This is a genomic window from Streptomyces sp. CB02366 (genome assembly GCF_001905905.1).
GTDB lineage: Bacteria > Actinomycetota > Actinomycetes > Streptomycetales > Streptomycetaceae > Streptomyces.
Genome location: NZ_LIVT01000001.1, coordinates 81736 through 106411, shown reverse-complemented (window position 1 = coordinate 106411; position 24676 = coordinate 81736). Strand labels below are relative to the sequence as shown.

Below are 24676 nucleotides of genomic sequence, written 5' to 3'. Positions count from 1 at the left end.
CGAATGACATCGAACCCATGGGCGGACACCGGACCGGAAGCGACAGCGGGGCGCGTGTGAGGCCGGGAGGGGCGACCGCGCACGACGCGTCTGGGGGACTTTGCGATGGACCCGACACACCGGGAAACCGAGGAGCACGGGCAGGGCCACGACGGCCCGAGCGGCCAGGGCGGCGCCCGTCGGCCGTCCCGCGACTCCGGCGGACCCGACTTCGGCCCGGGCGCCCCGCAGCAGGTCCGCGTCGTCCAGCTGACCGCGGGCGACCTGCTGCTCACGGTCAACCCCGTCGACGGCAGCGAGGTCGAGGCGGTCCCGCCCGGCTCCGGTCCCGCCGCCCCGGTCCGCCGCACCCCCGCGGAGCGCGCCGACCACGAACGCGCCGGCGCGCCCCCCGTGCCCGCCGGCCCGCCCGCCCCGCAGCCGCCCCTCCTGGAGCGCGAGGAGGAGCGCGAGCGCCTGGTGCGCCTCCTGGCCCGCGGCCGCAGCGTCCGTCTGACCGGCCAGCCCGGCTCCGGCCGCACCGCGCTGCTGGAGGCCGTCGCCGCCGACTGCGCGGATCTGGCCCCCGACGGGGTGGTCCGCCTCAACGGCCGCGGCCGCACCGCCGGAGACCTGCTGCACGCCCTCTTCGACACCGTCTACGCGGCCCCGGCCCACCGCCCCGACCGCGACGAACTCCTCGCGCACGTCCGGTCCATCGGCGCCGTCGTCACCATCGACGACCTGGAGATCGGCGGGGCCGCCCTCGACGAACTGCTCGCCGCCACCCCCGAGTGCGCCTTCCTGCTCGCCGCCGCCTCCGACGCCGCCACCCCCGGCGTCGAGGCCCACCTGGAGGAGGTGCTCCTCGCCGGGCTCGGCCGCGGCGCCTCCCTCACCCTGCTGGAGAAGGTCGTCGAGCGCCCCCTCACCGAGGAGGAGCGCAACTGGGCGGGCGACCTCTGGTTCGAGTCCGAGGGCCTGCCGCTCCGCTTCGTCCAGGCCGGTTCCCTCCTCGTCCAGCGCGACCGGCTGCGCGTCGTCCCCGAAGCGCTCGACGACGCCGACTACTTCCAGCCACGCCCGGAGGGCGCGCCGCCGGCCCCCGTCCCGGCCGCCGCGGAAGGCGTCGAGACCCCCCTGCCGAGCCTCGGCGAGGGCGCCGCGCCGGCCCTGCTGCTCGCCTCCCGGCTCAGCGAGGCGGCCCGCGCCACCCTGCGCTTCGCGGTCGCCCTCGGCGGTGAGGTGCCCCACCAGGCCCATCTGCCGGCGCTCGTGGGCGACACCCACGCGGACGCCGCGCTCGGTGAGCTCGCGACCTGCGGCCTGCTCTCCCCGGCCGGTCCCCGCTACCGCCTCGCCGCCGGAATCCTCGCCCAGTTGGAGGCGGGCGGTTACGCGGACGACGCCGCCGCCCACGCCCGCACGGCCGCCCAGCACTACGCCTGGTGGGCCTCGCACCCCTCGGTCACCCCGCAGCGGGCCGTCGCGGAGGCCGACGCGATCGTGGCCGCACTGGCGCGCCTGGTCCCGGCCGAGGAGGCGGGAGCGGCCAGCGCGGCCGTCCTGCTGGCCCGCAGCGCCTCCCCGGCCTTCGCCGCGGGGCTGGGCTGGGGCGCCTGGGAACGGGCCCTCAGAATGGGCCAGGAGGCCGCCAGGATCGCCGGTGAGGTCGCGGAGGAGGCGTACTTCCACCACGAGTTGGGCGTCCTCGCGCTCTGCACCGGCAACCCGGACCGGGCCCGGGCCGAGCTGGAGACGTCGATCGGGATGCGCGGGGTGCTCGCCGACCGGTCCGGGGCCGTGGCCGGGCGCCGCGCGCTCGCCCTGGTCGCGGACCGCTCCGGCGACTTCGCCCCGCCGGTCCGCCCCGCCCCGGGAGACGAGGCGCCCCTCGTCCTCCAGGACGCGCCGGGCACGCCTCCCGCCGGGGTCGCGGGTGTGCCCTCGTTCCTCCGGAACCCCGCCGAGGAGCGGCCCACCGTCGTCTCCCCGCAGCCGGCGGCGCCCGCCGCGCGCAAGCGGGCCGGCGGGACCGTCCTGGGCGGCGCCCGGCGCAACCTGGCCGCCGCGGGCGCGGGCGCGCTGCTGATCGCGGTGCTCGGCACCGTCGTCACGCTCGGCGTCACCGCGGACGGCGGCGACGAGCCGGGCAGCCGCAACGTCACCACCGAGCAGACCGCCACCGAGGACCCCGCCGACGACGGGCTGCCCGCCGACGAGCCGGCGGAAGGCTCCGTACCGGCCGGCGAGACCACCGGCGGCGAGACGTCCGCGACCCCGAGCGCCTCGGATTCCGCGAGTCCCGGCGCCTCCGGCTCGCCCTCCCCGAGCGCCTCCGCGTCGGACGGGACCACGCCGGGGACGGACGAACCGACGGACGGCGGGAGCAGCTCCCCGGCCGAGCCCACGCCGACCAGGACCTCGCCCCGGCCGACCGAGACCGAAAGCGAGAGCCCGAGCCCCACCCCGTCCGAGTCGGAGAGCGAGTCGCCGGACCCGACGCCCACCGACGACACCTCGCCCGTGCCCCCGCCCCAGAACTCCTCGTCCGCCGCCGGGCCCGTGGAGTCGGCCGGTGCGAGCGCCGACGTTCCGGCCAAGAGCGGCGGCCCCGACGAGACCGCGGTCTGACGCACGGAAGCCGGGCGCCCCCGCGGGGGCGCCCGGCTTCCGTGCGTCAGACCCGGGAGGGCCGGTCAGAACAGCCGCAGCTTGTCGTCCTCGATGCCGCGCATCGCGTCGTAGTCCAGGACCACGCAGCCGATCCCGCGGTCCGTCGCCAGGACCCGGGCCTGCGGTTTGATCTCCTGCGCGGCGAAGACGCCCCGCACCGGCGCGAGGTGCGGGTCGCGGTTCAGCAGCTCCAGGTAGCGCGTCAGCTGCTCCACGCCGTCGATGTCGCCGCGCCGCTTCAACTCCACCGCCACCGTCCGCCCGTCGGCGTCCCGGCAGAGGATGTCCACCGGCCCGATCGCGGTGGGGTACTCGCGACGGATCAGGGTGTGGCCCTCCCCGAGGATCTCGATCCGGTCCGCGAGCAGTTCCTGGAGGTGTGCTTCCACACCGTCCTTGATGAGCCCGGGGTCGACGCCCAGCTCGTACGAGGAGTCGTGGAGGACTTCCTCCATCGTGATGATCAGTTTTTCGCCCGCCTTGTTCACCACGGTCCAGACGCCCTTGTCGCCGTCGACGCCCTCCTTCAGGGTGCACGGCGGGGACATCCAGTTGAGCGGTTTGTACGCCCGGTCGTCGGCGTGGATGGAGACGCTTCCGTCCGCCTTCACCAGGATCAGGCGGGGCGCGGAGGGCAGGTGTGCTGTGAGCCGGCCCGCGTAGTCCACGGAGCAACGGGCGATGACGAGACGCATGGTCGGCAACGCTACTCGACGACGGGGGCCCGGCGCGATCTCCTCATCCGTCGCCCCCGTCACTCGGGCCCCGGCGGGTGGCGGCGGAGCGGGCTTGCCCCTCTTTGCGCCCCTTCGTTATTGGCCGGTTGTGTTCCCGTTCTCCTGGTGCGGCCCCGACTGCGCGCTTACCGTGGAAGCCGGAGGTCGCCGCCCGTGCACGCTGCGTCGTCGCCCCCCTTCCCTGCCCGTAGGGCCCCGGTCACCGTCCGGGGTCGCGAGAGGAGAACCCATGTCGCTCGACGTCTCACCGGCTCTGTTGGAACAGGCCGAGCGAGGCGAGGTCGACGAAGCCGACTTCGTCGACTGCGTCCGGACCTCCCTGCCCTTCGCATGGGAGATGATCAGCTCGCTGGTGGCTCAGCTGAAGGTCGACGGCGGAGAGTTCGCCGACAACCAGACGCCGCCGCCGGACGAGCAGGCTCGTGGTCAGCTGCTGCGCGCGCTCGCGAGTGATGCGATACGCGGCGCGCTGCAGCGGCACTTCGGAGTGCGTATCGCCTTCCAGAACTGCCACCGCGTCGCGGTGTTCCCGCTGGACGCCTCGGTCGACGACCGACTGGCCAAGTTCACCTCGGTGAGGGGCCAGTTGCTCAACCAGTCGCCCGAACTACGGGACTGCTGAACGCTTCCGCTGCCGTCCCGGGCCGCGGGAGGTGCAACTGGCTTCGGGGCGGCAGCTCCTGTACCACCGCACCACAGGTCCCCGGACGTCCCCGGGCGTCCCCGGCCCCAGGCCGGCATGCGCGGGTCAGGTGAGCAACGGCAGCACGTCGGCGCCCAGCCGCCGGACGTTCTCCTCGGTCGCCGTGAGATCGCCCGACCCTTCCACCAGGAGGGCGAAGCGCGTGATCCCGGTCCGCTCGGCGGTGGCCGCGAGCCGGTCGGCGGCCAGCCGGGGCGGCCCCACCGGGTGCAGCCCGCAGAGCAGTTCCGTGTACGCGACCGGATCCCGCATCACGCGGTGCCTGCCGTCCACCGTGACATGGGCGTCCAGCCCCTGCCGCAGCCAGCCGGGCATCGCCTTCACGAGCGTCTCCGTGGCCGCCCCCGCGTCGTCCGCGATCTGGGCCACCCCTGCGGACACATGTGCGGCCCCCGCCACCACCTCGGGCGGATGGCCCGCCTCGCGCGCCGCCGTACGCCACAGGGCGACCATCTCCGCCTTCTCCTCGTCCCCGCAGTGCATGCCCAGCAGCATGGGGAGCGCCTGCCCGGCCGCGAGGCGCACGGTCTTCGGCGAGGTGCACGCCACCACGACCTCCGGCCCCGGCGCCCCCGGCCCCGCAGCGGCCGTCCCCGGGGCGGGGCCCGGGCCCTCCAGCAGCTCGTCCGCGCGCGGCACCACCGCCACCTCCCGGAAGCCGAACCGCTCGCCGCGCCCCGCGACGCGCGGCTTGCGCAGCCAGTCGAGCACCAGGCCCACCGCCTCGGGGAAGCCGTTCTCGTACGCGTCGAGGCCGCCGCCGAACACCTCCAGGTCCACCCACGGACCGCCCCGGCCCACCCCGAGCGAGAAGCGCCCGCCGCTGGTCAGGTGCAGCAGCGCCGCCTGCTCGGCGAGGGCGACCGGATGGTGGTTGGGCAGCACGCTGACCGCCGTGCCGACCCGGATTCTGCGGGTGCGGCCCAGCAGCAGCGCGGCCAGGGTCGTGGCGGACGGGCAGACGCCGTACGGCACGAAGTGGTGCTCGGCCAGCCAGACCGAGTCGAGCCCGCTCTCCTCCGCGGCCTCGGTGGACCGGACGGCCCGGTGCAGGGCCTCGGCGGGCCCCTGCCCCGGGAACTGGGCTGCCAGAACGAACGTTCCGATGCGCATCGCCTATTGCCTCCTCGCGGCCGACGCGTTTCCCCCCCACGGGCAACAACGTCTGACACGTGCCAAAGGCACGGTCCCGCGCGAAGTTGTTGCGATTTTCCGCTAACTCACCCCACTGCCGGGCCCGCCCCCACACCGTCCGGCCTCCGCCGCCGATGCCAGGGCCTAGGCTGGAGCCACCCCTGCCCCATCTCCCGTGAGGTGTCCCGTGTCCCCGCGCCGTAACCGCCCCCGCGGCGGAGAGAAGCACGACGAACATCCCGGCACGGCGCCCGGCAGGTACGGCGGCGGAGGGGCCACCGAGAGCTGGCGGGGCGAGGAGTGGTCGGTGCGCCCGGTCAGCGGGGCGAGCGCCCAGGGCAAGCGGTACCGCTGCCCCGGCTGCGATCAGGAGATCCCCTCCGGCGTCCCGCACCTGGTGAGCTGGCCCGAGTACGGCGGCATCGAGGACCGCCGGCACTGGCACAAGGCCTGCTGGAACGCGAAGGACCGCCGCACCACCAGGGTGCAGCGGTCCCGGAACGCCCCGCGCCACTGAGGGCGCGGGCCCGCCTCTCAGACGTCGCGCCGGTTCAGTACGGCGACGGCCCCGGCCAGGACCACCGCCGCCAGACCCAGCATCAGCAGCACCGGCTCCCAGCCGGTCGGGCCGCTGTCGGTCATCGTCGTGCCGTACAGCCCCGCCAGCTGGTTGGGGATCGAGTAGTCGATCAGGAAGCGCTGGAGGCCCCGCAGGTCGTCGGCGAACATGAACAGCGCGAGGACCAGGGGCAGCAGCACCACACCGATCATGATCGTGATCGCGCCCGCCGAGTGCCGCACGATCGCGCCGATCCCGAGCGCCAGCAGACCGAGAGCCGCGAGGTAGAGCCCGACACCGACCGTGGCGAGCGTCCACTCGCCGGCCGACGCCCCGGGGCCGTGGAGGATCGCGGTCTGGGCGACCGCCGCGACCGCGGCCGTCACCGCCGTGACGGCGAAGGCCAGCGAGGCGAAGACGATCGCCTTGGCCATGAGCACCCGGCCCCGGCTCGGGCACGCGGTCAGCGTCGTACGGATCATGCCGGTGCTGTACTCGGAGCCGATGGTCAGCACCCCGAGCGTGATCACGCAGATCGAGCCCAGCAGCACCCCGAAGAGTCCGAGCGTCAGGACCGGCTCGCTCTGCATACCGCTCTGCCGGTCCACCTCCAGCAGCAGCGCGATGCCCGGCCCGACCGTCAGCATCAGCGCGACCATCACGCCGAGCGTCCACATCGTGGCGCGTACGGAACGGATCTTGGTCCACTCCGAGGCGATCGCGTCGCCCAGGGTGGCGGGCCGGATCGGGATCGGCGACTCGTAGGGGACCGGCAGGCCGGCTTCCGGCGTCTGCGGGGTGGCCGGGGCGGTCATCGGGGGTCCTTGCTGGTCTGCTCTCCGGCCGGGACGGCGGAAGAGGCCTCGACGGCGGGGGCGGCGGTGACGGGGGCCCCCGCGGAGGTTCCGTCGGCGGCGGGGGAGAGGGAGGGGGAGGACGACGCGGGGGCCGCAGCCGCACCGGGGGAGGGGGCGGACGGGGCGGGGTCCGGGCGCAGGCCGGGCGGAGGCGGGGCGAACCAGCCCTCCTGCACCACCTCCACCGGCTCGACGGCCTCCCCGCCGGACCCGCCGACGGGATGCCCGTACGCGTCCAGGGGCTGCGGCTGAGCCAGGCCCTCCTTGGCGTCGTCCGTCGAGCGGTAGTCCACCAGCCCCTGCGTCAGCCGCATGTACGCCTCCTCCAGGGACGCCTGGTGCGGCGACAGCTCCCACAGCCGTACGTCGCAGCCGTGGGCCAGCTCGCTGATCCTCGGCAGCGGCAGCCCGGTGACCCGCAGCGCCCCGCCGGGCTCGGAGAGGACCCGGCCGCCCGCCTCGATGAGGGCGGCCGTCAGCTTCCGCCGGTCCTCGGGCCCGTCCTCGGGAACCCGGACCCGGGCGAAGTCGGCGGAATTGGCCGAGATGAAGTCCGTGACGCTCATGTCGGAGAGGAGCCGGCCGCGCCCGATCACGATCAGGTGGTCGGCGGTCAGCGCCATCTCGCTCATCAGGTGGGACGAGACGAAGACGGTCCGGCCCTCCGCGGCCAGCATCTTCATCAGGTTGCGGACCCAGTGGATGCCCTCCGGGTCGAGACCGTTGACCGGCTCGTCGAACAGCAGCACCCGGGGGTCGCCGAGCAGCGCCGCCGCGATTCCGAGCCGCTGCCCCATGCCGAGGGAGAAGCCGCTGGTACGCCGCTTGGCGACGTCCCGGAGGCCCACGACGCCCAGCACCTCGTCCACCCGGGCCGCCGGAATGCCGGCCAGCTGGGCCAGGGAGAGCAGGTGGTTGCGGGCGGTACGGCCGCCGTGCACGCCCTTGGCGTCCAGCAGGGCGCCCACCAGGCGCGGGGCGTTCGGCAGGCTGCGGTAGGGGTGGCCGTCGATCGTGACGTGGCCCGCCGTGGGGCGGTCCAGACCGAGGATCATGCGCATGGTCGTGGACTTTCCCGATCCGTTGGGACCGAGGAACCCGGTGACGGCGCCGGGCCGCACCTGGAAGGAAAGGTCGTCCACGGCCGTCTTCGCGCCGAAACGCTTGGTCAGCCCGACTGCCTCGATCATGCTCCAGCCCCATCGACTCACTCCGGCGTGCGGGGCTCGGGCCGCCTGGCCGCACACCCCCGTAAGAGTTAGGAGGATAACCAGGCGCTGACGGTTCCGGCCACGTCGTACACGGTCGGCGACCGGGCGGTCACCGGCTTGCGGACGGCTGCGCGGGGCGCGCGCTCAGGCGTCCCGGCTCCGCAGGACCAGGAAGCCGCCGAGGACCGCCGCCACCACCCACAGCACCATGATCCCGAGCCCGCCCCACGGGCCGTACGGGGCCGGGTCGCTGTTCATCGCGTCGGGGACGACCTGCATGATCTTCGAACCGGCCTGGTCGGGGAAGTACCGGGCGACGGTCTTGGCCACCGGCACCGCCGCCAGGATCTGCGACACCAGGAAGAAGAACGGCATCAGAATGCCCAGCGACAGCATGGAGCTGCGCAGCATCGCCGCCACCCCCATGGAGAAGATCGCGATCAGCCCCATGTAGAGGCCGCCGCCGACCACCGCGCGCAGCACGTTCTCCGCCCCGAGACCGGTGCCCCGGTCGCCCAGCATCGCCTGGCTCAGGAAGAACGACACGAAGCTGGTGAGCAGCCCCACGGACAGGGCGAGCGCACCGGCGACCGTGATCTTGCCGAACAGGAAGGCGGCGCGCTGGGGCACGGCCGCCAGCGAGGTGCGGATCATGCCGGAGCTGTACTCCGTACCGACCACGAGGACCCCGAACACGACCATGGCGAGCTGGCCGAGCACCATCCCGGAGAAGCTGACGAAGGTCGGGTCGAAGGTGGCCTGCTCCGCCTCGGAGAGGTCGTCGAACTGCGCGTTCAGCAGGGCGCTCAGCGCCGCGCCCATCGCCACGGTGACGACGAACGCCGAGATGAGGGTCCAGGTGGTCGAGGAGACCGACCGGATCTTGGTCCATTCCGAGGTGAGGACCGCAGGCACCGAAGCCATGTCCGTCACGCCTCCTTGCCGTCGGTGGAGTCGGGCTTGTTCCAGTTCTCGCCCCAGCCCGCGCCCACGGCCGGCGGTCCGACCGCCGCGTCCCGTTCGGAGTGGGCGTGGTACTCCACCGAACCGGCCGTCATCTGCATGAACGCCTCCTCCAGCGAGGCCCGCTGGGAACTCAGCTCGTGCAGCACCAGCTGGTGACGGGCCGCCAGCTCGCCCAGCTCCTCGGTGGAGGCCCCGTCGATCTCCAGGACGCCGCCCGCCGTCTCCACGGCGGTGAAGCCCTCCTGGTGCAGCACGTCGCGCAGCCGTTCCCACTGCGGGGAGCGCAGCCGCGTGTAGCTGCGGGAGTTCTCCTGGATGAAGGCGGCCATCGAGGTGTCGGCGAGCAGCCTGCCCTGGCCGATCACGATCAAGTGGTCGGCGGTCAGCGCCATTTCGCTCATCAGGTGCGAGGAGACGAAGATCGTGCGGCCCTCCGATGCGAGCGCCTTCATCAGGTTGCGGATCCAGTGGATGCCCTCGGGGTCCAGTCCGTTGACCGGCTCGTCGAACATCAGGATCTCGGGGTCGCCCAGCAGGGCGGAGGCGATGCCGAGCCGCTGGCCCATGCCGAGCGAGAACCCCTTGGACTTCTTCTTCGCCACCGCCGTGAGGCCGACCATGTCGAGCACCTCGTCGACCCGGCCGCGCGGGATGCGGTTGCTCTGCGCCAGGCACAGCAGGTTGTTGTACGCGCTGCGGCCGCCGTGCATCGCCTTGGCGTCGAGGAGTGCGCCGATGTACTTCAGCGGCTCCTGGAGCTCGCGGTAGTGCCTGCCGTCGATGCGCACCGTGCCGCCGGTGGGGTTGTCGAGGTCGAGCATCATCCGCATCGTGGTGGACTTGCCCGCCCCGTTCGGGCCGAGGAAGCCCGTCACGATGCCCGGCCTGACCTGGAACGACAGATGATCGACGGCGACCTTGCCGCCGAATCGCTTGGTGAGCCCCTCGACCTCGATCATGCGTTCACGCTAGAACGCCAGAGCGCCCGGCGCCACCACAAGGGCGGAACCGGGCGCACACGGGGGTACTCCGCGCGGCGGGACTCAGCGGGTCTGCTGGGCCGGGACGCCGCGGTTGGCGGGCTCGTCCTCCACCGGGGAACCGGCTGCGGCCACGGCGGCGCCGGTCAGCGTCGCCAGCATCTCGCGGACGTTGGTCAGCTGCGCGTTGATCGAGTCGCGGCGGTTGGTGAGCGCCGCCAGCTCGCGCTCCGATTCGCTGCGGATGCGGTCGGCCTTGGCGTTGGCGTCGGCGACGATGTCCTCGGCCTGGCGCTGGGCGGTCTCCACCGTCTGGCGGGCCCGGCGCTCGGCGTCCGTGCGGAGCTTCTCGGCCTCCAGGCGGAGCTGCTCGGCGCGGTGCTCGATCTCGGCGAGACGCTTCTCCGCCTTGGCCTGCCGGGACGCGAGGTCGCGCTCCGACTGCTCGCGGCGCTTGGCGAGGTTGGTCTCGAAGTCGGCCGCGGCCTGGGCGGCCTTGGCGCGGGTCTCCTCGAAGAGGGCGTCGGCCTCCTCGCGCTTCTGCTGGGCGTCCTTCTGGGCGTCGGAGCGCAGGGTGTTCGCCTCGCCCTGGGCCTTCTCGACGATCCGGACGCCCTCGTCCTCGGCCTTCGCCTTGCGCTCGGCGGCGAAGGACTCGGCGTCGTTGCGCACCTGCTGGGCCGCCGACTCGGCCAGCTCGCGGTGCTGCTCGGCCGCGCGACGGGCCTCCTCGCGCAGGTCCTTGGCCTCCTCCTCGGCGAGGCGGAGAATCTTCTCGACACGGGCGCCGAGCCCGGCGTACGACGGCTCCGCGTCGTTTACCTGGGCCTGGGCGTTCTGCGTTTCGAGGTGCAGCTCCTCGATGCGCTTTTCCAGAGAGGTGATTCGGGCCAGAGCACTGTCACGGTCGGCGACGAGCTTGTTGATGCGGTCGTCCACCTGACCGCGGTCGTAGCCTCGTCGCACGAGCTCGAAGCCGAAGGGGGAGGAAGGGTCACTCATGGGGTTCCTGTCGAATGAGACCGGTGAGGTGATAGAGGGAATCCTAGGGGCCATTGCGGCGTGTCAGCGTGAAGATGCCGGTTTGATCTGGAGAATGACACCCCTTTTGAGTGGCTGACCCCCGGAGCGCTTGCCACTGCGAGGGTTGAATGTCCATGACGAAGCACGGCGCGCCGCGGACCGGCTACCGCTCGGACGACTTGCCCCCCGATCGCGTACCCGCCGCCGCCGGAGCCTTGGAACCCCCCGTGGAACCGGCCGCCGGCTTTCCTCCCCCGGTCGGAGTCTCGAAAGACTCCAACGCCTCCAGCACGTCCTGGACACGGGAGATCTCCGCGTTGATGTCCTCGCGCCTGCGCACCAGGACGTCCAGTTCGCGCCGGCCCTCCTCCACCATCGTCTTCGCCTCCGCCTCGGCGTCGGCCCGCAGCTTCTCCGCCTCGCGGACCAGGCCGGCCTTCTTGGCTTCGGCCTCCTTCAGCAGCGACTCGGCCCGCTTCACCGCGGCGATACGGACCTTGCTCGCCTCCGCGTTGGCCTCCGCCAGCAGCTCCTTGGCCTTCGCCTCGGCCTCGTCGCGCTGCTCGGTCGCCGCCTTCATCAGATGGTCGACGCGCTCCCCGGCGGTCTTCATCTGCTCGGACGTCTCCCGGCGGGCCCGCTCGTGCAGCTCCTCGATCTCGCTCTCCAGCCGGGCCCGCTGGGCCTCGGCCCGCTCCCGGATCTGGGTCGCGTCGCGCCGCGCGCCGACCAGCAGCTCGTCGGCGTCCGCACGGGCGCGCTCCACCAGGGTGTTGCCCTCGACCGTCGCCTCGGAGGCGATGCGCACGGCTTCCTTGCGGGCCGCGCCGACCATCGTGTCGGCCTGGCCCTCGGCCTCGGTGGCCGTACGCAGCGCTTCCTCCCGCGCCTTGTTGATGAGCTGGTCCGCCTGCTCGGCCGCGTCCGCCCGCCGCTTGGCCGCCGCCTCGCGCGCCTCGTCCAGCACCCGGTCCGCCTCCTGGCGGGCCTGCGACCGCAGCTCCTCCGCCGCCGACTCCGCGTCCGCGCGCAGCCGTTCGGCCTCCTCGTGGGTGCGGGCCGCGTGCTCCTGCGCCGCACCGAGCCGCTCGGCCGCCTCGGCGCGCAGCCGCTCGGACTCGGCCCCCGCCTCGGCCAGCATCCGGTCCGCCTGCTCGGTGGAGTCCGCCCGGCGGCGGTTGGCCTCCGCGGTGGCCTCGACGACCAACTGCTCGGACGCCTGGGCCGCCTCGGCGCGGATGCGCTCGCTCTCGGTGGTGGCCTCGCCGATCAGCCGGTCCGACTGGGCCGCCGCCTCGGAACGGATCCGGTTGGCGTCCTGCCGGGCCTCGGCCCGGGCGCGCGAGGCGTCCTGCTCCGCCGACGCCAGGGCGTCGGACGCCTCGGTGCGCATCCGCTGGCTGTACTCGGAGGTGTCCGCGCGCAGCCGCTCCGACTCGCCGATCGCCTCGGAGACGGTCCGCTCGGCCAGCGCCTTCGCGGCCTCGGTCTCCTCCTCGGCCTCGCGGCGCAGCCGCGCCGCCTCCTCGTTGGCCTCCCGGCGCAGCCGTACGGCGTCCTCGGAAGCCCGCTCCCGCTCCGCGTGCGCGTCGGCGCGGACCCGGTCCGCCTCCTCCTGCGCCTCGGTACGGGTGCGCTCCGCCGCGTGCTCCGCCGCCGAACGCAGCCCGGTGATCTCCTCCTCGGCCTGCTCCTGCAGGCCCGCGACGGAGTCCCGCACCTGCTGGGCGGTCTGCTCGGCCGCCGCGACCAGCTCGGTCGCCCGCGCGTCCGCCTCCTCGACCAGCCGGGCCGCCTCGGCCCCGGCCTCCTCGACCCGCTTGCGGGCGGCGGCGAGCAGCTCCTCGCTCTGCTCGCGGGCCCGCTCGCGCTCCTGCTCCGCCTCGGTCCGGGCCGCGCCGAGGATCTCCTCGGCCTCCCGGCGGCGGCGCGTGGCCTCCTCCTGGGCGGCCTCCAGCGCCTCGGCCGCCTCGGCGCCGACCCGTTCGGCGGCGGCCGCGGCCTCCGCGCGCACCCGGTCGGCGCTCTCCTGCGCCTCCGACTTGAGCCGCTCCGCCTCGGCGGCGGCCTCGCTCCGCAGCCGTACGGCGACGTTCTCGCCCTCGGCCCGCGACTGGGCGGCGTCCGCCGCGGCCTCGTCGCGCAGCCGCTCGGCCTCCGCCTCGGCCTGCTCGGCCAGCGCCCGCAGCCGCTCGGCGGACTCGTTGCGCAGCCGCTCGGTCTCCTCGGCCGTCTCGCGGCGCAGCCGCTCGGCCTCGGCCCGGGCCTCGCTCAGCGCCTCCTCGGCGGCGGCGAGCCGGGACTCGGCCTCGGTGTGCAGCCGGGCCAGCTCCTCGGCGGCCTCGGCCTGCCGGGCGGCGACCCCCCGCTCGGTCTCCTCGCGCAGCTCGGTCGCGGCGGCCTCGGCGGCCTCCGTGACCGCTGCCGCCTGCTCCTCGGCCTCGGTCCGCATCCTGTCGGCCTCGGCCCGGGTGCGCTCCAGCGTCTCCTCGGCCTGCTTGCGCAGGGCCGCGGCCCGCTCGGCGGCCTCGGCGCGGATGCGCTCGCTCTCGCCGTTCGCCTTGGTGCGCAGCTCGTCCGCGTCGGAGCGGGCCCTGGTCAGCAGCTCCTCGGCGGTACGGGCGCCCTCCTCCAGCTGCTGGACCGCCTCGCGGCGGGCCTCGCCCCGGATGCGCTCGCCCTCGGCGACCGCCTCGGAGCGCAGCTCCTCGGCCTCGCCGCGCAGCCGGCGGGCCTCCTCCTGGAGCTCGACCGTCTTGGCCCGGTACTCCTTGGTGTCGTCCTTGGCCGCGCCCTTGAGCTCGTCGGCCTGCTCCTCGGCCTCGCCGCGCAGCCGGTCCGCCTCGGCCTGGGCCTCGCGACGGATGCGCTCGGCCTCCTCGCGGGCCGCCCGCGTGGTCGACTGCGCGTCCTCGGACGCCTTGGTCAGCACCTCCTCGGCGCTGCGGGCCGCCTTCGCGAGCTGGGCGGCCGCGTCCTCCGCCGCGGCCGTGCCGGCCTTCTCGGTCGCCTCCGCGATCAGCCGCTCCGCCTCGGCACGGGCGTCGACGAGGGCCTGCTCGGCCTCCTCCTTCAGCGCCTCGGTGCTCTTGGTGGCCTCCCCGACCAGCCGGGCGATCTCCGACTTGGCCGTACGGGTGCGCTGCTCGTTCTGCGACTCGGCGGCGGCCACCTGCTTGGCCGCGGCCTCCTTCGCCTCGGAGAGGAGCTTCTCGGCCTCCAGCCGGGCCTCGCGCAGCCGGGCCTCCGCGTCCGACAGCCGCTGCTCGGCGGTGCGGTTCAGCTCGGCGGTCTGCCGACGGGCCTGGTCGGTCTCCGCCGTCGTGGTGGAGCGCAGCCGCTCCGCGTGGCTGGTGGCCTCCTGCGCCTGGGCGGAGGCGTTCACCAGCAGCCGCTCGGCGTCCTTGCGCGCGCGCAGCAGGATCGCTTCGGCTTCGGCCCGCGCGGCCTCGGCCTCCGAACTGGTCCGCCGACGGGTCTCCTCCGCCAGCCGGGCGGCCTCGTCCCGGGCGGCGGCCAGCGCCTGCTCGGCCTCGGCGCGGGACTCCTCCAGCAGCCGGCGGGCCTGCGACTCGGTGCGGGCGCGCAGCTGTTCGGCCCAGGCGACGTTCTCGTTGACGTGCGACTCGACGGTCTGGCGGCGCTCCGCCAGCTCCTGGTCGAGCCGCTGCCTGCGCTGGACCGCCTCGGTGTGCAACTCCGCCTGCAGGCGCGCCTGGTGCTCGGCGTGCTCCTGCAGGATCCGCTGCGTCTGGGCCCTGGCCTCACGCAGCTCGCGCTCGGCGTCGCTGCGCATCTGCTCGGCCTGAACCTGCGCGTTCCGCAGCATCTGCTCGGCCTGGTAGCCGATGTCCGCACTGTCGTACGCGGGACGGTTCGCGAGATTGCGCCGGGCCTCGTGCAGCTTGGCACGCAAGACCTCGACCTGGTAACCGAGGTCCTCGGCGTGCTGGACGGCCTTCTCCCGCTCGGTCTTCAGCCGGTCCATCTCGGCTTCGAACCGCGAGAGATGGTCGTCTTCAGCTCGGTGGCTCTCCTGGCGTTCGTAGCCCCGCACTGCGCGGTCCCATCCTTCCCCGAGCTCTCAACTTCTTCCCCGAGCTCTCGACTTCGTTCGAGCAGGGGAGGCCCCACTGAGCAGGGGAGACCCCAAACCCGGAGGGAAACTCTCCACGAGCACTGCCCGCGGGCGAGCCGTCCCCCCGGGGAATGGTGACAGACAAACGACGAGGACGCGGTACGGCCCCGACCCGGCCCCGGCCCGGAGCCGCCCACTCTACCGGGCCGGATATGCGGAGGTCAGTGCTCCGCCCGGCTCGTGACCAGTTCAGTGAGGACGCCGTGGCAGTCCTTGGGGTGCAGGAACGTGATCCGAGACCCCATGGAACCCGTCCTGGGCTCGTCGTACAGCACCCGGACGCCCTTCTCGCGGATGTCCGCCGCGTCCCCGTCCACGTCCTCGGTGCCGAAGGCGATGTGGTGCACGCCCTCCCCGTTCTTGGCCAGCCACTTGCCGACCGCCGAGTCCTCCCGGGTCGGCTCCAGCAGCTGCAGGTAGGAGGCCCCGCCGTCCGAGGTCCCGTTGATCTTGAGCATGGCCTCCCGGACGCCCTGCTCCTCGTTGATCTCGGAGTGGAACACCTCGAAGCCGTACGTGGCACGGTAGAACTCGACGGTCCTGTCCAGGTCGAAACAGGCGATTCCGATGTGATCGATGCGCGTCAACATGGATTCAGCATGGAGCGAGTCCCCTGCTCCCGCCATGGTTACCCAACGTGCGCGCCGTCACACCGGCAGCCGGATGACGGGCGCGGGAGGGCTCAGTACATTCAGGTAAACCCTCGTTCACATCCGATCCCAAGGGGCCGTGCCCATGCCAGCAACGACCGGTACCACCACCTCAGTGATCGTCGCGGGAGCCCGGACGCCCATGGGCCGTCTGCTCGGCTCCCTCAAGAGCTTCTCCGCCGCCGACCTCGGCGGGGTGGCGATCAAGGCCGCACTGGACCGGGCGGGCATCGGCGGCGACCAGGTCCAGTATGTGATCATGGGCCAGGTGCTCCAGGCGGGCGCGGGCCAGATCCCCGCCCGGCAGGCCGCGATCAAGGCCGGCATCCCGATGAACGTCCCCGCCCTCACCGTCAACAAGGTGTGCCTGTCCGGACTCGACGCCATCGCGCTGGCCGACCAGCTCATCCGCGCCGGGGAGTTCGACGTGGTGGTCGCGGGCGGCCAGGAGTCCATGACCAACGCCCCGCACCTGCTCCCCAAGTCCCGCGAGGGCTACAAGTACGGCGCGATCGAGATGCTGGACTCGATGGCGTACGACGGTCTCACCGACGCGTACGAGAACATCCCCATGGGCGAGTCCACCGAGAAGCACAACCGCCGCCTCGGCCTGGACCGCGCCGCCCAGGACGAGATCGGCGCGCTCTCCCACCAGCGGGCCGCCGCCGCCCGGAAGAACGGACTGTTCGAGGCCGAGATCACCCCGGTCGAGATCCCGCAGCGCAAGGGCGAGGCGGTCCTCTTCTCCCAGGACGAGGGCATCCGCGCCGAGACCACCGTGGAGACCCTCGGCAAGCTGCGTCCCGCCTTCGCCAAGGACGGCACGATCACCGCGGGCACCTCCTCGCAGATCTCCGACGGCGCCGCCGCGGTCGTCGTGATGAGCAGGGCGAAGGCCGAGGAGCTGGGCCTGGAGTGGATCGCCGAGATCGGCGCCCACGGCAACGTGGCCGGCCCCGACAACTCCCTCCAGTCGCAGCCCTCCAACGCCATCCGGCACGCCCTGGAGAAGGAGGGCCTGACCGTCGACGACCTCGACCTCATCGAGATCAACGAGGCGTTCGCCGCCGTGGCCGTCCAGTCCATGAAGGACCTGGGCGTCACCTCGGACAAGGTCAACGTCAACGGCGGCGCGATCGCGCTCGGCCACCCCATCGGGATGTCCGGCGCCCGGGTCGTCCTGCACCTGGCCCTGGAGCTGAAGCGGCGCGGCGGCGGCACCGGCGCGGCGGCGCTGTGCGGCGGCGGCGGCCAGGGCGACGCGCTGATCCTCCGCGTCCCGGGCAAGTAGTACGCGTAACGATCCCGGGACCGCACGGCTCCCGGGACAGGGCAAGGCGAACGGAGCGGTGAACGTGGACGTGGACGTCCCCACGCTGGTCGAGCAGGCGCGAGCAGGCAGGCCGCGCGCGGTGGCCCGGCTGATCTCGCTGGTGGAGGGGGCGTCCCCGCAGTTGCGCGAGGTGATGGCCGCGCTGGCGCCGCTGGCGGGCCACGCCTACGTCGTCGGGCTCACCGGCTCGCCCGGCGTCGGCAAGTCCACCTCCACCTCGGCGCTGGTCTCCGCCTACCGCCGGGCGGGCAAGCGGGTCGGCGTCCTCGCCGTCGACCCGTCCTCCCCGTTCTCCGGCGGGGCGCTGCTGGGCGACCGGGTCCGGATGTCGGACCACGCCTCCGACCCGGGCGTCTACATCCGCTCGATGGCGACCCGGGGCCACCTCGGCGGTCTCGCCTGGTCGGCCCCGCAGGCCATCCGGGTGCTGGACGCGGCGGGCTGCGACGTGGTCCTCGTCGAGACGGTCGGCGTCGGCCAGTCCGAGGTGGAGATCGCCTCCCAGGCCGACACCTCCGTGGTGCTGCTGGCCCCGGGCATGGGCGACGGCATCCAGGCGGCCAAGGCCGGAATCCTGGAGATCGGCGACGTGTACGTGGTCAACAAGGCCGACCGGGACGGCGCCGACGCCACCGCCCGCGAGCTGAACCACATGCTGGGCCTGGGCGAGGCCCGGGGACCGGGCGACTGGCGGCCCCCGATCGTGAAGACGGTCGCGGCCCGGGGCGAGGGCACGGACGAGGTCGTCGAGGCCCTGGAGAAGCACCGCGCCTGGATGGAGGAGCACGGCGTCCTGGCGGAGCGGCGCACGGCGCGGGCGGCCCGCGAGGTCGAGACGATCGCGGTGACCGCGCTGCGCGAGAGGATCGCCGATCTGCGCGGCGACCGCCGCCTGACCGCCCTGGCCGAGCGCATCGTGGCGGGGGGCCTGGACCCGTACGCCGCGGCGGACGAGCTGGTGGCGGGGGTCACGGAGGGCGCCTGAACCGACGGGAAGGCCCCGGGGGAGCGACGGGCGTCGCTCTCCCGGGGCCTTCCCCGCTTCCGGGCCCCGGAGGACGGGGCCGGGTCAGTCGTCGTCGCCGTCCCGGTCGTCGCCGTCCCGGTCGTCGCCGTCGTCGTCGCGGTCCACCGTGACCTTGCCGTTCCTGGCGTCCACGCGCAGTTCGTGCTGCTTGCCGTCCTTGCCCTCGATGTCGACGTCCCAGCGCAGGACCCCGCCGCGGCGGTCGCCGTCGTCATCGTCGTCCAGGTCGATCGAGGTGATCGTGCCCGGCGCGGTCTTCAGGGCCGCCGCCGCCGCCCGGTCCAGGGTGACGGCGGAGGAGCGGGGCGCGTGGCGGTCGCGGTCGTCGTCGTCGTCCTCGCGGGTCTTCAGGACCTTGCCGCTGGTGGCGTCCACCGCGACGTCGTGCCACTTCCCGTCGGAGCCGCGTACGTCCAGCTCCCAGACGGTCCGGCCCTCGTGGTCGTCGTCGTCCGCGTCCAGCTCGGCCCCGGTGACCGTGCCCGGGGCGCTCTTCAGCGCGGCGGCGACGGCCCGGTCGAGGGAGACCCGGACGTTCTTCGCGGCGGTGGCCCGGTCGTCGCCCCGGTCGTCGGGAGCCTCGTCGGCGTCCTTGTCGTCGGCCGGGCCCACGCTGCCCGCGCTCGTGGCGGGCGCGCGGTCGCGGTCGTCGTCGCTGTCCGCGAAGGCCGCGGCGCCGGCGGCGCCGCCGCCGATCAGAACGGCCGCGGTGATCGCCGCGATGGTGACGTTGCGCTTCATGAGGTTCCTCCCCGGGAGCTGCTGTGCTGTTCGACGGGTTCCACACTGCCGCCCCGATGCTGAACGCAGCCTGAAGCCGCCTGAAGGCTTCTTCAGGCGGAGTTTGCGAGGCTGTGCGCATGCGCCTGTTGATCGTGGAGGACGAGAAGCGCCTCGCGGTGTCCCTGGCCCGGGGACTCACCGCCGAGGGCTTCGCCGTGGATGTCGTGCACGACGGGCTGGAGGGGCTGCACCGTGCGAGCGGGGGCGGCTACGACCTGGTGATCCTCGACATCATGCTGCCCGGCATGAACGGCTACCGCGTCTGTTCCCACCTCCGCGCCGCCGGGCACGAGGTGCCCATCCTCATGCTGACCGCCAAGGACGGCGAGTACGACGAGGCCGAGGGGCTGGACACCGGCGCCGACGACTACCTGACCAAGCCCTTCAGCTACGTCGTCCTCGTCGCCCGGGTCCGCGCCCTGCTGCGCCGCCGGGGCGCCGGAACCGCCGCGCCCGTCCTCACCGTCGGCCCCCTGCGCATCGACACCGCCGCCCGCCGGGTGCTCCGCGACGGGGAGGAAGTCCCGCTCACCGCCAAGGAGTTCGCCGTACTGGAGCAACTCGCCCTGCGCGCCGGGCAGGTGGTCAGCAAGGCCGAGATCCTGGAGCACGTCTGGGACTTCGCCTACGACGGCGACCCGAACATCGTCGAGGTCTACGTCTCCACCCTGCGCCGCAAGCTGGGCGCCGCCGCCATCCGCACGGTGCGCGGCGCGGGCTACCGGCTGGAGGCGCGGTGAGGTCCGTCCGGGCCAGGGCCGCCCTCGGCGCCACCCTGGTCGTCGCCGTCGCCCTGGTCGCGGCCGGTCTCGCCGTCCTCCTCGTCCTGCGGGCCAACCTGATCGACCAGGCGGACCTCCAGGCCGAGGTGGTGGCCCGCGAGGTCGCCGGGGAGCTGGCCACGGGCGCCCCCTACAGGGAGGTGGAGCCGGACGACGAGGAGGACCACCCGGTCCAGGTGGTCGACGAGGAGGACCGCGTCGTCCTCGTCTCGAAGGAGCTGCGGGCCGTCACCGGCACCGGCGCGAGCGGCGTCACCCCGGTCCCCGCGGCCTCACCGTCGCCCGGCGACGACGACGGCGACGACGGGGGCGAGGAGGCCCGCCCCGGCCGGGGCCAGGTCTCCGACGACGACCCGGACTTCTCCGACGGCACCGCCACCGTCGACCGCACCACCGCCGACTACCGCTTCGCCGCCGTCGAGGCCACCACCCCCGAGGGGGTCACCCTCACCGTGTACGCGGGCGCCCCCCTCGCCGCCGAGCAGGAAGCGGTGGACACGGTGCGCGGGGCCATGCTGACCGGACTGCCGGTGCTCCTGGCGGTCGTCGCCGGGGTGACCTGGCTGGTGACCCGCCGCGCGCTGCGGCCCGTGGAGGGCATCCGGCGCGAGATGGCGGCGATCACCGCATCCGAGGATCTGGCCCGCAGGGTGCCGGAGCCCGGCTCCCGGGACGAGATCGCCGCGCTGGCCCGGACGACGAACGAGACGCTGAGGGTCCTGGAGGCGTCCGTGGAGCGGCAGCGGCGGTTCGTCGCGGACGCCTCGCACGAACTGCGTTCCCCGATCGCCTCGCTGCGCACCCAGCTGGAGGTGGCCGAGGCCCACCCGGAGCTGCTGGACCTTCCGGGCGCGGTCGCCGACACCGTACGGCTGCAGGCGCTGGCGGCGGACCTGCTGCTGCTGGCCCGGCTGGACGCGGGGGAGAAGCCCGGCGGGGGGACGGTGGAGCTGGGCGCGCTGGTGCGGGAGGAGGTGTCGCAGCGCACCGGGGACCGGACCGCGGTGGCGGTGGAGGTCCCGGAGGGCGGGGCGTTCGAGGTGAACGGGTCGCGCGGGCAGCTGTCCCGGGTGGTCGGCAATCTGCTGGACAACGCCCAGCGGCACGCGGAGACGGACGTCGCGGTGTCGGTGGCGGCGGACGGGCGCGGCGTACGGGTGGAGGTGCGGGACGACGGGGCGGGCGTTCCCGAGGAGGAGCGGGAACGGATCTTCGAACGGTTCGTCCGGCTCGACGACGCCCGCAGCCGGGACGAGGGCGGAGCCGGCCTGGGGCTCGCCATCGCCCGGGACGTCGCCGTCCGCCACGGCGGCACGCTGACGGTGCACCGGGCGGAGGGGGGCGGTGCGGCCTTCCGCCTCCGGCTGCCGCGCGCGGCCCGGCGTACGTGACGGCCGGCTTCGGCGAAGACGCGGGTGCGGGCGCGGGACGGTCGCCGCCGCGCCCCGCGTCCTACAGCTTGCCCCGCTTGCCGCGCAGGTGCTCCGCGATCGGGGTCAGCGCCGCGTGCAGCTCGGCCAGCGCCTCGGGGGAGAGTAGGTCCATGAAGTGCTGCCGCACCGAGGCCACGTGGTGCGGGGCGACCTTGCGCATGGTCTCCGCGCCGTGCTCGGTGAGGACCGCGAACAGTCCGCGCCGGTCGGATTCGCAGTGGGTGCGGCGGACCAGTCCGGCGGTCTCCATGCGGGTGATCTGGTGCGAGAGCCGGCTCTTGGACTGGAGGGTGGCGGCGGCGAGGTCGCTCATCCGCATCCGCTGCTCGTCCGACTCGGAGAGGTTGACCAGGATCTCGTAGTCGTTCATGGTCAGGCCGAACGGCTGGAGGTCCTTCTCCAGCTGGTGCGTCAGCAGCCTGCTGACGTCCAGGTGGGTGCGCCAGGCGCACTGCTCCGCGTCGCTCAGCCAGCGGGTGGCCGTCTCGGTCTCCATACGTGGATTCTACCTAAGAAGTTGAAAGCCGGACGAAATGGGGGAGTGTGACATCCGGCGCTCCCGGTCCGCCGGGGAGGCGGCAGGCCCGTCGGCACGTGCCGACACCGGGGCGCGGACATGCGGCGTCACACTCCGCAGACTACCGCTCACCACCCGAAGCGGCGCTGGAGGTCCCCCAGCTGGCCGGGCATCTGCGGGGCGGCGCCGGGCCGGCCCTCGCCTCCCGGGACGCCCGGCTCGTTCGGCGCGACGCCCGCCGCCCGCTCCGCCATCAGCGCCTCGGACGACTGGAGCAGCACCGTGCCCGCCCCGACGAACTCGAACTGGTGCTCCTCCCCCGACGTCCCGCCGATCCCCGTCAACGACCGGATGCCGCCCATCACACCCGTCAGGTAGCCGTGGTCGTAGTGGTGGCAGGGGGAGGGGCAGTCGGCCCAGCCCACCAGCGCCTGCGGATCGACCCGCAGCGGCGGTTCCATGAACACCACCGGGCCGTTGGACGCGGCCACGAACTTCCCCGTGCCGATCAGCGTCACGAACCCCGGCACGATCGACTGCTTCAGCGCGAGCGAGGGGTCGAACGCCAGCAGGTTCCCGGACCGGATGGTGAGGTTGCCGTCCTCCAGGTCGAAGGAGTTCACGTCGAACGCCCGGTCCGCCAGCAGCATCTTCCCGCTGCCCTCGGCCACCACCCAGTCGCTCGCGTGCAGCGGCGAATGGAAACTGGAGCGCACCAGCCGGTCGAACCGGCCGTGGCCGATCCCGTCGAAGGCGATCTGCCCGTAGTAGGCGATCATCTTCCCCTTCTGCAGGAACCACCGGCTCCCCTTGAGCTCCACGCAGAAGGTGTAGGCGTTGACGTTGTCGTCCGAGGGCAGCGTCATCGGATCGAAGACCACGGGCGTGCTCACAGCTTCTCCTCCGACGCCTGGACGTAGACCGCACCGCTCCCGCTCAGCTCCAGCTGGAACGCCTCGCCGGAACCCCGCCCCACCATGTCCCGCCAGCCCACGGCGGTGGACAGCTTGTTGCGGACCTCGCCGTGGTGGGCGACGTAGGCCTGCGGGTCCACGTGGACCTCCCGGCCGGGCGTGACCGGCAGCTCGATCACCCCGCCGTGCGCCATCACCGCCACCGCGCCGTGCCCCTGGAGCGTCGTGGTGAACAGGCCCTGGCCGGTCACCTGGCCGCGCACCATGCCCATCACCCCGCCCTGCGATCCCATGAACATCGTGCCCTGCCGGAGCGTCCCGTCGAAGGCGAGGAGCCGGTCGGCCTCCACGTACAGGGTGTCGCCGGACAGCTCGATCACCTGGACGTGGTGGCCGCCGTGGCCGAACATCACCGTGCCCGACCCCTCGACCGTCATCAGCGGCACCGCCTCGCCCGCCACCCGCCGGCCGATCATCGACGCGAAGCCGCCCCGGCCGCCCTGGATGTTCGGGGTGAAGGACACCTCGCCCCGGTACGCCAGCATCGCACCGCGCTGGCTGAACACCTTCCGGCCCGGGACGAGGACCGCCTCGACCACCTTGGAGTTGATCTCCCGGAACGGCATCAGACCTCGCCCCCCACCGTGTTGCGCTCGCTGGGCTGGACGTAGACCAGGCCGTCGCCCTCGAAGCGGATCTGGAACGCCTCGCCGGAGCCCTCGCCCATCAGCGTCCGGAAGTTCACCCCCGCCTGGAAGTGCTGCTGGAGCCTCCCCTGGTGGGCGATGTAGGCGCCGGGGTCGACCGTCAGCGGATACCGCGGCGACACCCGCAGCAGCACCGCCGTGCCGTCCGACGTGATCGCCGCCTGCCCGGTCCCCTCCACCGTGGTGGTGAACAGCCCGTTGCCGCTCGCTCCGCCGCGCAGCCCGGTGAACGTGGTGCCCGTGCGCAGCCCGGCGCCGGTGGCCAGCAGATTGCTCGCCTCCACGTACAGGGTGTCGCCGTGCAGGGCGACCAGATTGATCTCGCTCGCCCGGTCGGCGAAATAGCAGGTGCCCTGCCCGGAGACCTCCATCACCGTCATCTGTTCGCCGGTCAGCCGGCGGGTCACCATGCCGCGCAGGCCCTCACCGCCGCCGGACAGCTTCTTGAAGGCCATCCGGCCGTCGTACGCGACCATCGAGCCGTTCTTGGCCTTGACGGCGTCGCCGGTCAGATCGACCGCGAGCGTCTTGCTGCCTTGGAGTCGGAACATCGCCACGCCCTGACGGTAGCCCTCCGCCCGGCCGCCGGGCCAGGGCCCGCGGAACCGTCGCGCCCCGGATGCGCGCCCGGACCGGCCCTGATATGCGGCGACGTGGACGAGCGCCCGGCGGGCGGCCCCCGGCTCCGGAGGAGTCCCGGCGCGATGCCACAATGGGGACGGCTTGTGCGTGCGTTCACAAGCTCACGCGACCCCTCTCACCGAAGGTGCCCCTGTGGACATCAAGACCGCTTCCGCCCTGCACCGGCTGCGCCTCATCTCGATTCCCGAGGCGCTGTCCTTCCCCGCCCTGATCCTCTTCGGCTCGGTCCTCAGCCGCGTCTCGGACATCGACTTCCTGATGATGCCGCTCGGCCTGATCCACGGCGCGCTCTTCGTGATCTACGCGGTGTTCCTGCTGGACGTCTGGATGAAGGCGAAGTGGCCGCTGGGGCGCGTCGCGCTCTTCTTCCTCCTGTCCCTGATCCCCTTCGGCGGGCTCTACGGCGACAAGCTCCTCAAGAAGTACGAGGCCGACGGCGTCATCGCCGCCCGCGCCCGCCGCGAGGGCACGGTCAGCGCATGATCGTCGCCTTCTCCGTCTCGCCCCTCGGCGTCGGGGAGGACGTGGGGGAGTACGTCGCCGACGCCGTACGGGTCGTCCGCGAGTCCGGGCTGCCCAACCGCACCGACGCCATGTTCACCTCCGTCGAGGGGGAGTGGGACGAGGTCATGGAGGTCGTCAAGCGCGCCGTGGCCGCCGTCGAGGCCCGCGCCGGGCGCGTCTCCCTGGTGCTGAAGGCCGACATCCGGCCCGGCGTCACCGACGGACTGACCTCGAAGGTCGAGACCGTGGAGCGTCATCTCGCCACCTGACGACCCGTCCGCGCGGGTCCTCCCGCGTTCACCCGAAAAGCCCCCGGCGCCACACGGCCGGGGGTTTTCGCGGCTCCGGACCGAAAACCGCTCACTCGGACCTGCCGAGTCGACACACCGTTAGCCGTCCCCTTCTGTAGGGATATCAACCC

Annotated in this window: 23 protein-coding genes; 9 read left to right on the top strand and 14 right to left on the bottom strand. The window is 73.5% G+C overall.

Translation table 11 applies throughout. From position 1 onward, the window contains the following. Nucleotides 1-105 precede the first annotated feature (105 nt). A complete protein-coding gene (locus tag AMK24_RS00405) occupies nucleotides 106-2613 on the top strand; it encodes an ATP-binding protein (protein WP_073763756.1) in 2508 nt (835 codons plus the stop codon). Between the two features lie 65 nt (nucleotides 2614-2678). On the opposite strand, the gene nucS is transcribed toward AMK24_RS00405, so the two are convergent. Beyond that, a complete protein-coding gene (gene nucS / locus AMK24_RS00400; protein WP_073765549.1) occupies nucleotides 2679-3350 on the bottom strand; it encodes an endonuclease NucS in 672 nt (223 codons plus the stop codon). A gap of 271 nt (nucleotides 3351-3621) precedes the next feature. Between nucS and AMK24_RS00395 the strand changes: the two genes are divergently transcribed. Next, nucleotides 3622-4014 (top strand): SCO5389 family protein, encoded by a 393-nt coding sequence (locus AMK24_RS00395; protein ID WP_073763754.1) that lies wholly within the window; start codon nucleotides 3622-3624, stop codon nucleotides 4012-4014. Between the two features lie 126 nt (nucleotides 4015-4140). Here the strand turns inward: AMK24_RS00395 and AMK24_RS00390 are convergent, their stop codons facing one another. Then, nucleotides 4141-5208, bottom strand: a complete 1068-nt coding sequence (locus AMK24_RS00390; protein ID WP_073763752.1) for an LLM class flavin-dependent oxidoreductase — start codon at nucleotides 5206-5208, stop codon at nucleotides 4141-4143. Nucleotides 5209-5416: 208 nt separating this feature from the next. On the opposite strand from AMK24_RS00390, the gene AMK24_RS00385 reads away from it, so the two are divergent. Beyond that, the gene (locus tag AMK24_RS00385) at nucleotides 5417-5746 is read left to right on the top strand and encodes an ATP/GTP-binding protein (RefSeq protein WP_073763750.1); all 330 of its coding nucleotides are present in this window, start codon (nucleotides 5417-5419) and stop codon (nucleotides 5744-5746) included. A 17-nt stretch (nucleotides 5747-5763) separates the two neighbouring features. On the opposite strand, the gene AMK24_RS00380 is transcribed toward AMK24_RS00385, so the two are convergent. The 7 genes from AMK24_RS00380 to mce form a co-directional block, all read right to left on the bottom strand. Then, a complete protein-coding gene (locus AMK24_RS00380; protein ID WP_073763748.1) occupies nucleotides 5764-6603 on the bottom strand; it encodes an ABC transporter permease in 840 nt (279 codons plus the stop codon). After that, nucleotides 6600-7835, bottom strand: a complete 1236-nt coding sequence (locus tag AMK24_RS00375) for an ABC transporter ATP-binding protein (protein ID WP_073763746.1) — start codon at nucleotides 7833-7835, stop codon at nucleotides 6600-6602. The genes AMK24_RS00380 and AMK24_RS00375 overlap by 4 nt, the downstream gene beginning before the upstream one ends. A 165-nt stretch (nucleotides 7836-8000) precedes the next feature. Continuing rightward, entirely contained in the window at nucleotides 8001-8780 is a 780-nt protein-coding gene (locus AMK24_RS00370; protein ID WP_073765547.1) for an ABC transporter permease subunit, read from the bottom strand. A gap of 5 nt (nucleotides 8781-8785) precedes the next feature. Continuing rightward, the gene (locus AMK24_RS00365; RefSeq protein WP_073763744.1) at nucleotides 8786-9781 is read right to left on the bottom strand and encodes an ABC transporter ATP-binding protein; all 996 of its coding nucleotides are present in this window, start codon (nucleotides 9779-9781) and stop codon (nucleotides 8786-8788) included. Between the two features lie 84 nt (nucleotides 9782-9865). After that, complete coding sequence (locus AMK24_RS00360) at nucleotides 9866-10804, bottom strand: cellulose-binding protein (protein ID WP_073763742.1); 939 nt, start codon at nucleotides 10802-10804, stop codon at nucleotides 9866-9868. A gap of 184 nt (nucleotides 10805-10988) precedes the next feature. After that, complete coding sequence (gene scy / locus AMK24_RS00355) at nucleotides 10989-14882, bottom strand: polarized growth protein Scy (protein ID WP_073763740.1); 3894 nt, start codon at nucleotides 14880-14882, stop codon at nucleotides 10989-10991. Nucleotides 14883-15124: 242 nt separating this feature from the next. Then, nucleotides 15125-15553, bottom strand: coding sequence for a methylmalonyl-CoA epimerase (gene mce / locus AMK24_RS00350; protein ID WP_030580984.1), 429 nt, complete (start codon nucleotides 15551-15553; stop codon nucleotides 15125-15127). Nucleotides 15554-15728: 175 nt separating this feature from the next. On the opposite strand from mce, the gene AMK24_RS00345 reads away from it, so the two are divergent. Both AMK24_RS00345 and meaB read left to right on the top strand, forming a co-directional pair. Beyond that, nucleotides 15729-16904, top strand: coding sequence for an acetyl-CoA C-acetyltransferase (locus AMK24_RS00345; protein WP_199876371.1), 1176 nt, complete (start codon nucleotides 15729-15731; stop codon nucleotides 16902-16904). Nucleotides 16905-16962: 58 nt separating this feature from the next. Then, nucleotides 16963-17931, top strand: coding sequence for a methylmalonyl Co-A mutase-associated GTPase MeaB (meaB, locus tag AMK24_RS00340; RefSeq protein ID WP_199876339.1), 969 nt, complete (start codon nucleotides 16963-16965; stop codon nucleotides 17929-17931). Nucleotides 17932-18015: 84 nt separating this feature from the next. On the opposite strand, the gene AMK24_RS00335 is transcribed toward meaB, so the two are convergent. Then, nucleotides 18016-18714 carry a PepSY domain-containing protein gene (locus AMK24_RS00335; protein WP_073763736.1) on the bottom strand — a complete coding sequence of 233 codons (699 nt, stop codon included), beginning with the start codon at nucleotides 18712-18714 and terminating at the stop codon, nucleotides 18016-18018. A gap of 119 nt (nucleotides 18715-18833) precedes the next feature. Here AMK24_RS00335 and AMK24_RS00330 point away from each other — a divergent pair, with 119 nt between their 5' ends. Beyond that, on the top strand, nucleotides 18834-19496 hold the full coding sequence (locus AMK24_RS00330; RefSeq protein WP_073763734.1) for a response regulator transcription factor: 663 nt from the start codon (nucleotides 18834-18836) through the stop codon (nucleotides 19494-19496). Next, on the top strand, nucleotides 19493-20929 hold the full coding sequence (locus AMK24_RS00325) for a sensor histidine kinase (RefSeq protein ID WP_073763732.1): 1437 nt from the start codon (nucleotides 19493-19495) through the stop codon (nucleotides 20927-20929). The genes AMK24_RS00330 and AMK24_RS00325 overlap by 4 nt, the downstream gene beginning before the upstream one ends. 61 nt (nucleotides 20930-20990) lie before the next feature. On the opposite strand, the gene AMK24_RS00320 is transcribed toward AMK24_RS00325, so the two are convergent. From AMK24_RS00320 to AMK24_RS00305, 4 genes are all read right to left on the bottom strand, one after another. Beyond that, a complete protein-coding gene (locus AMK24_RS00320; RefSeq protein ID WP_073763730.1) occupies nucleotides 20991-21467 on the bottom strand; it encodes a MarR family winged helix-turn-helix transcriptional regulator in 477 nt (158 codons plus the stop codon). Nucleotides 21468-21616: 149 nt separating this feature from the next. Further along, nucleotides 21617-22381: an AIM24 family protein gene (locus tag AMK24_RS00315; protein ID WP_073763728.1), complete on the bottom strand. Its 765-nt coding sequence runs from the start codon at nucleotides 22379-22381 to the stop codon at nucleotides 21617-21619. Further along, nucleotides 22378-23028: an AIM24 family protein gene (locus AMK24_RS00310; RefSeq protein ID WP_073763726.1), complete on the bottom strand. Its 651-nt coding sequence runs from the start codon at nucleotides 23026-23028 to the stop codon at nucleotides 22378-22380. The genes AMK24_RS00315 and AMK24_RS00310 overlap by 4 nt, the downstream gene beginning before the upstream one ends. Then, nucleotides 23028-23660 (bottom strand): AIM24 family protein, encoded by a 633-nt coding sequence (locus AMK24_RS00305; protein ID WP_073763724.1) that lies wholly within the window; start codon nucleotides 23658-23660, stop codon nucleotides 23028-23030. Before AMK24_RS00305 ends, AMK24_RS00310 begins: the two co-directional genes overlap by 1 nt. Before the next feature lie 223 nt (nucleotides 23661-23883). On the opposite strand from AMK24_RS00305, the gene AMK24_RS00300 reads away from it, so the two are divergent. Together AMK24_RS00300 and AMK24_RS00295 are read left to right on the top strand one after the other, a co-directional pair. Continuing rightward, nucleotides 23884-24234 carry a DUF3817 domain-containing protein gene (locus AMK24_RS00300; protein WP_073763721.1) on the top strand — a complete coding sequence of 117 codons (351 nt, stop codon included), beginning with the start codon at nucleotides 23884-23886 and terminating at the stop codon, nucleotides 24232-24234. Beyond that, nucleotides 24231-24524, top strand: coding sequence for an MTH1187 family thiamine-binding protein (locus AMK24_RS00295; protein ID WP_073763719.1), 294 nt, complete (start codon nucleotides 24231-24233; stop codon nucleotides 24522-24524). The genes AMK24_RS00300 and AMK24_RS00295 overlap by 4 nt, the downstream gene beginning before the upstream one ends. Nucleotides 24525-24676: the final 152 nt, after the last annotated feature.

Bases quoted from the DNA above. Each gene is read 5' to 3' on its own strand.
- AMK24_RS00405 (WP_073763756.1), top strand. From the start codon at position 106: ATGGACCCGACACACCGGGAAACCGAGGAGCACGGGCAGGGCCACGAC.
- nucS (WP_073765549.1), bottom strand. From the start codon at position 3,350: ATGCGTCTCGTCATCGCCCGTTGCTCCGTGGACTACGCGGGCCGGCTC.
- AMK24_RS00395 (WP_073763754.1), top strand. From the start codon at position 3,622: ATGTCGCTCGACGTCTCACCGGCTCTGTTGGAACAGGCCGAGCGAGGC.
- AMK24_RS00390 (WP_073763752.1), bottom strand. From the start codon at position 5,208: ATGCGCATCGGAACGTTCGTTCTGGCAGCCCAGTTCCCGGGGCAGGGG.
- AMK24_RS00380 (WP_073763748.1), bottom strand. From the start codon at position 6,603: ATGACCGCCCCGGCCACCCCGCAGACGCCGGAAGCCGGCCTGCCGGTC.
- AMK24_RS00375 (WP_073763746.1), bottom strand. From the start codon at position 7,835: ATGATCGAGGCAGTCGGGCTGACCAAGCGTTTCGGCGCGAAGACGGCC.
- AMK24_RS00370 (WP_073765547.1), bottom strand. From the start codon at position 8,780: ATGGCTTCGGTGCCTGCGGTCCTCACCTCGGAATGGACCAAGATCCGG.
- AMK24_RS00365 (WP_073763744.1), bottom strand. From the start codon at position 9,781: ATGATCGAGGTCGAGGGGCTCACCAAGCGATTCGGCGGCAAGGTCGCC.
- AMK24_RS00360 (WP_073763742.1), bottom strand. From the start codon at position 10,804: ATGAGTGACCCTTCCTCCCCCTTCGGCTTCGAGCTCGTGCGACGAGGC.
- mce (WP_030580984.1), bottom strand. From the start codon at position 15,553: ATGTTGACGCGCATCGATCACATCGGAATCGCCTGTTTCGACCTGGAC.
- AMK24_RS00335 (WP_073763736.1), bottom strand. From the start codon at position 18,714: ATGAAGCGCAACGTCACCATCGCGGCGATCACCGCGGCCGTTCTGATC.
- AMK24_RS00330 (WP_073763734.1), top strand. From the start codon at position 18,834: ATGCGCCTGTTGATCGTGGAGGACGAGAAGCGCCTCGCGGTGTCCCTG.
- AMK24_RS00320 (WP_073763730.1), bottom strand. From the start codon at position 21,467: ATGGAGACCGAGACGGCCACCCGCTGGCTGAGCGACGCGGAGCAGTGC.
- AMK24_RS00310 (WP_073763726.1), bottom strand. From the start codon at position 23,028: ATGCCGTTCCGGGAGATCAACTCCAAGGTGGTCGAGGCGGTCCTCGTC.
- AMK24_RS00305 (WP_073763724.1), bottom strand. From the start codon at position 23,660: ATGTTCCGACTCCAAGGCAGCAAGACGCTCGCGGTCGATCTGACCGGC.
- AMK24_RS00295 (WP_073763719.1), top strand. From the start codon at position 24,231: ATGATCGTCGCCTTCTCCGTCTCGCCCCTCGGCGTCGGGGAGGACGTG.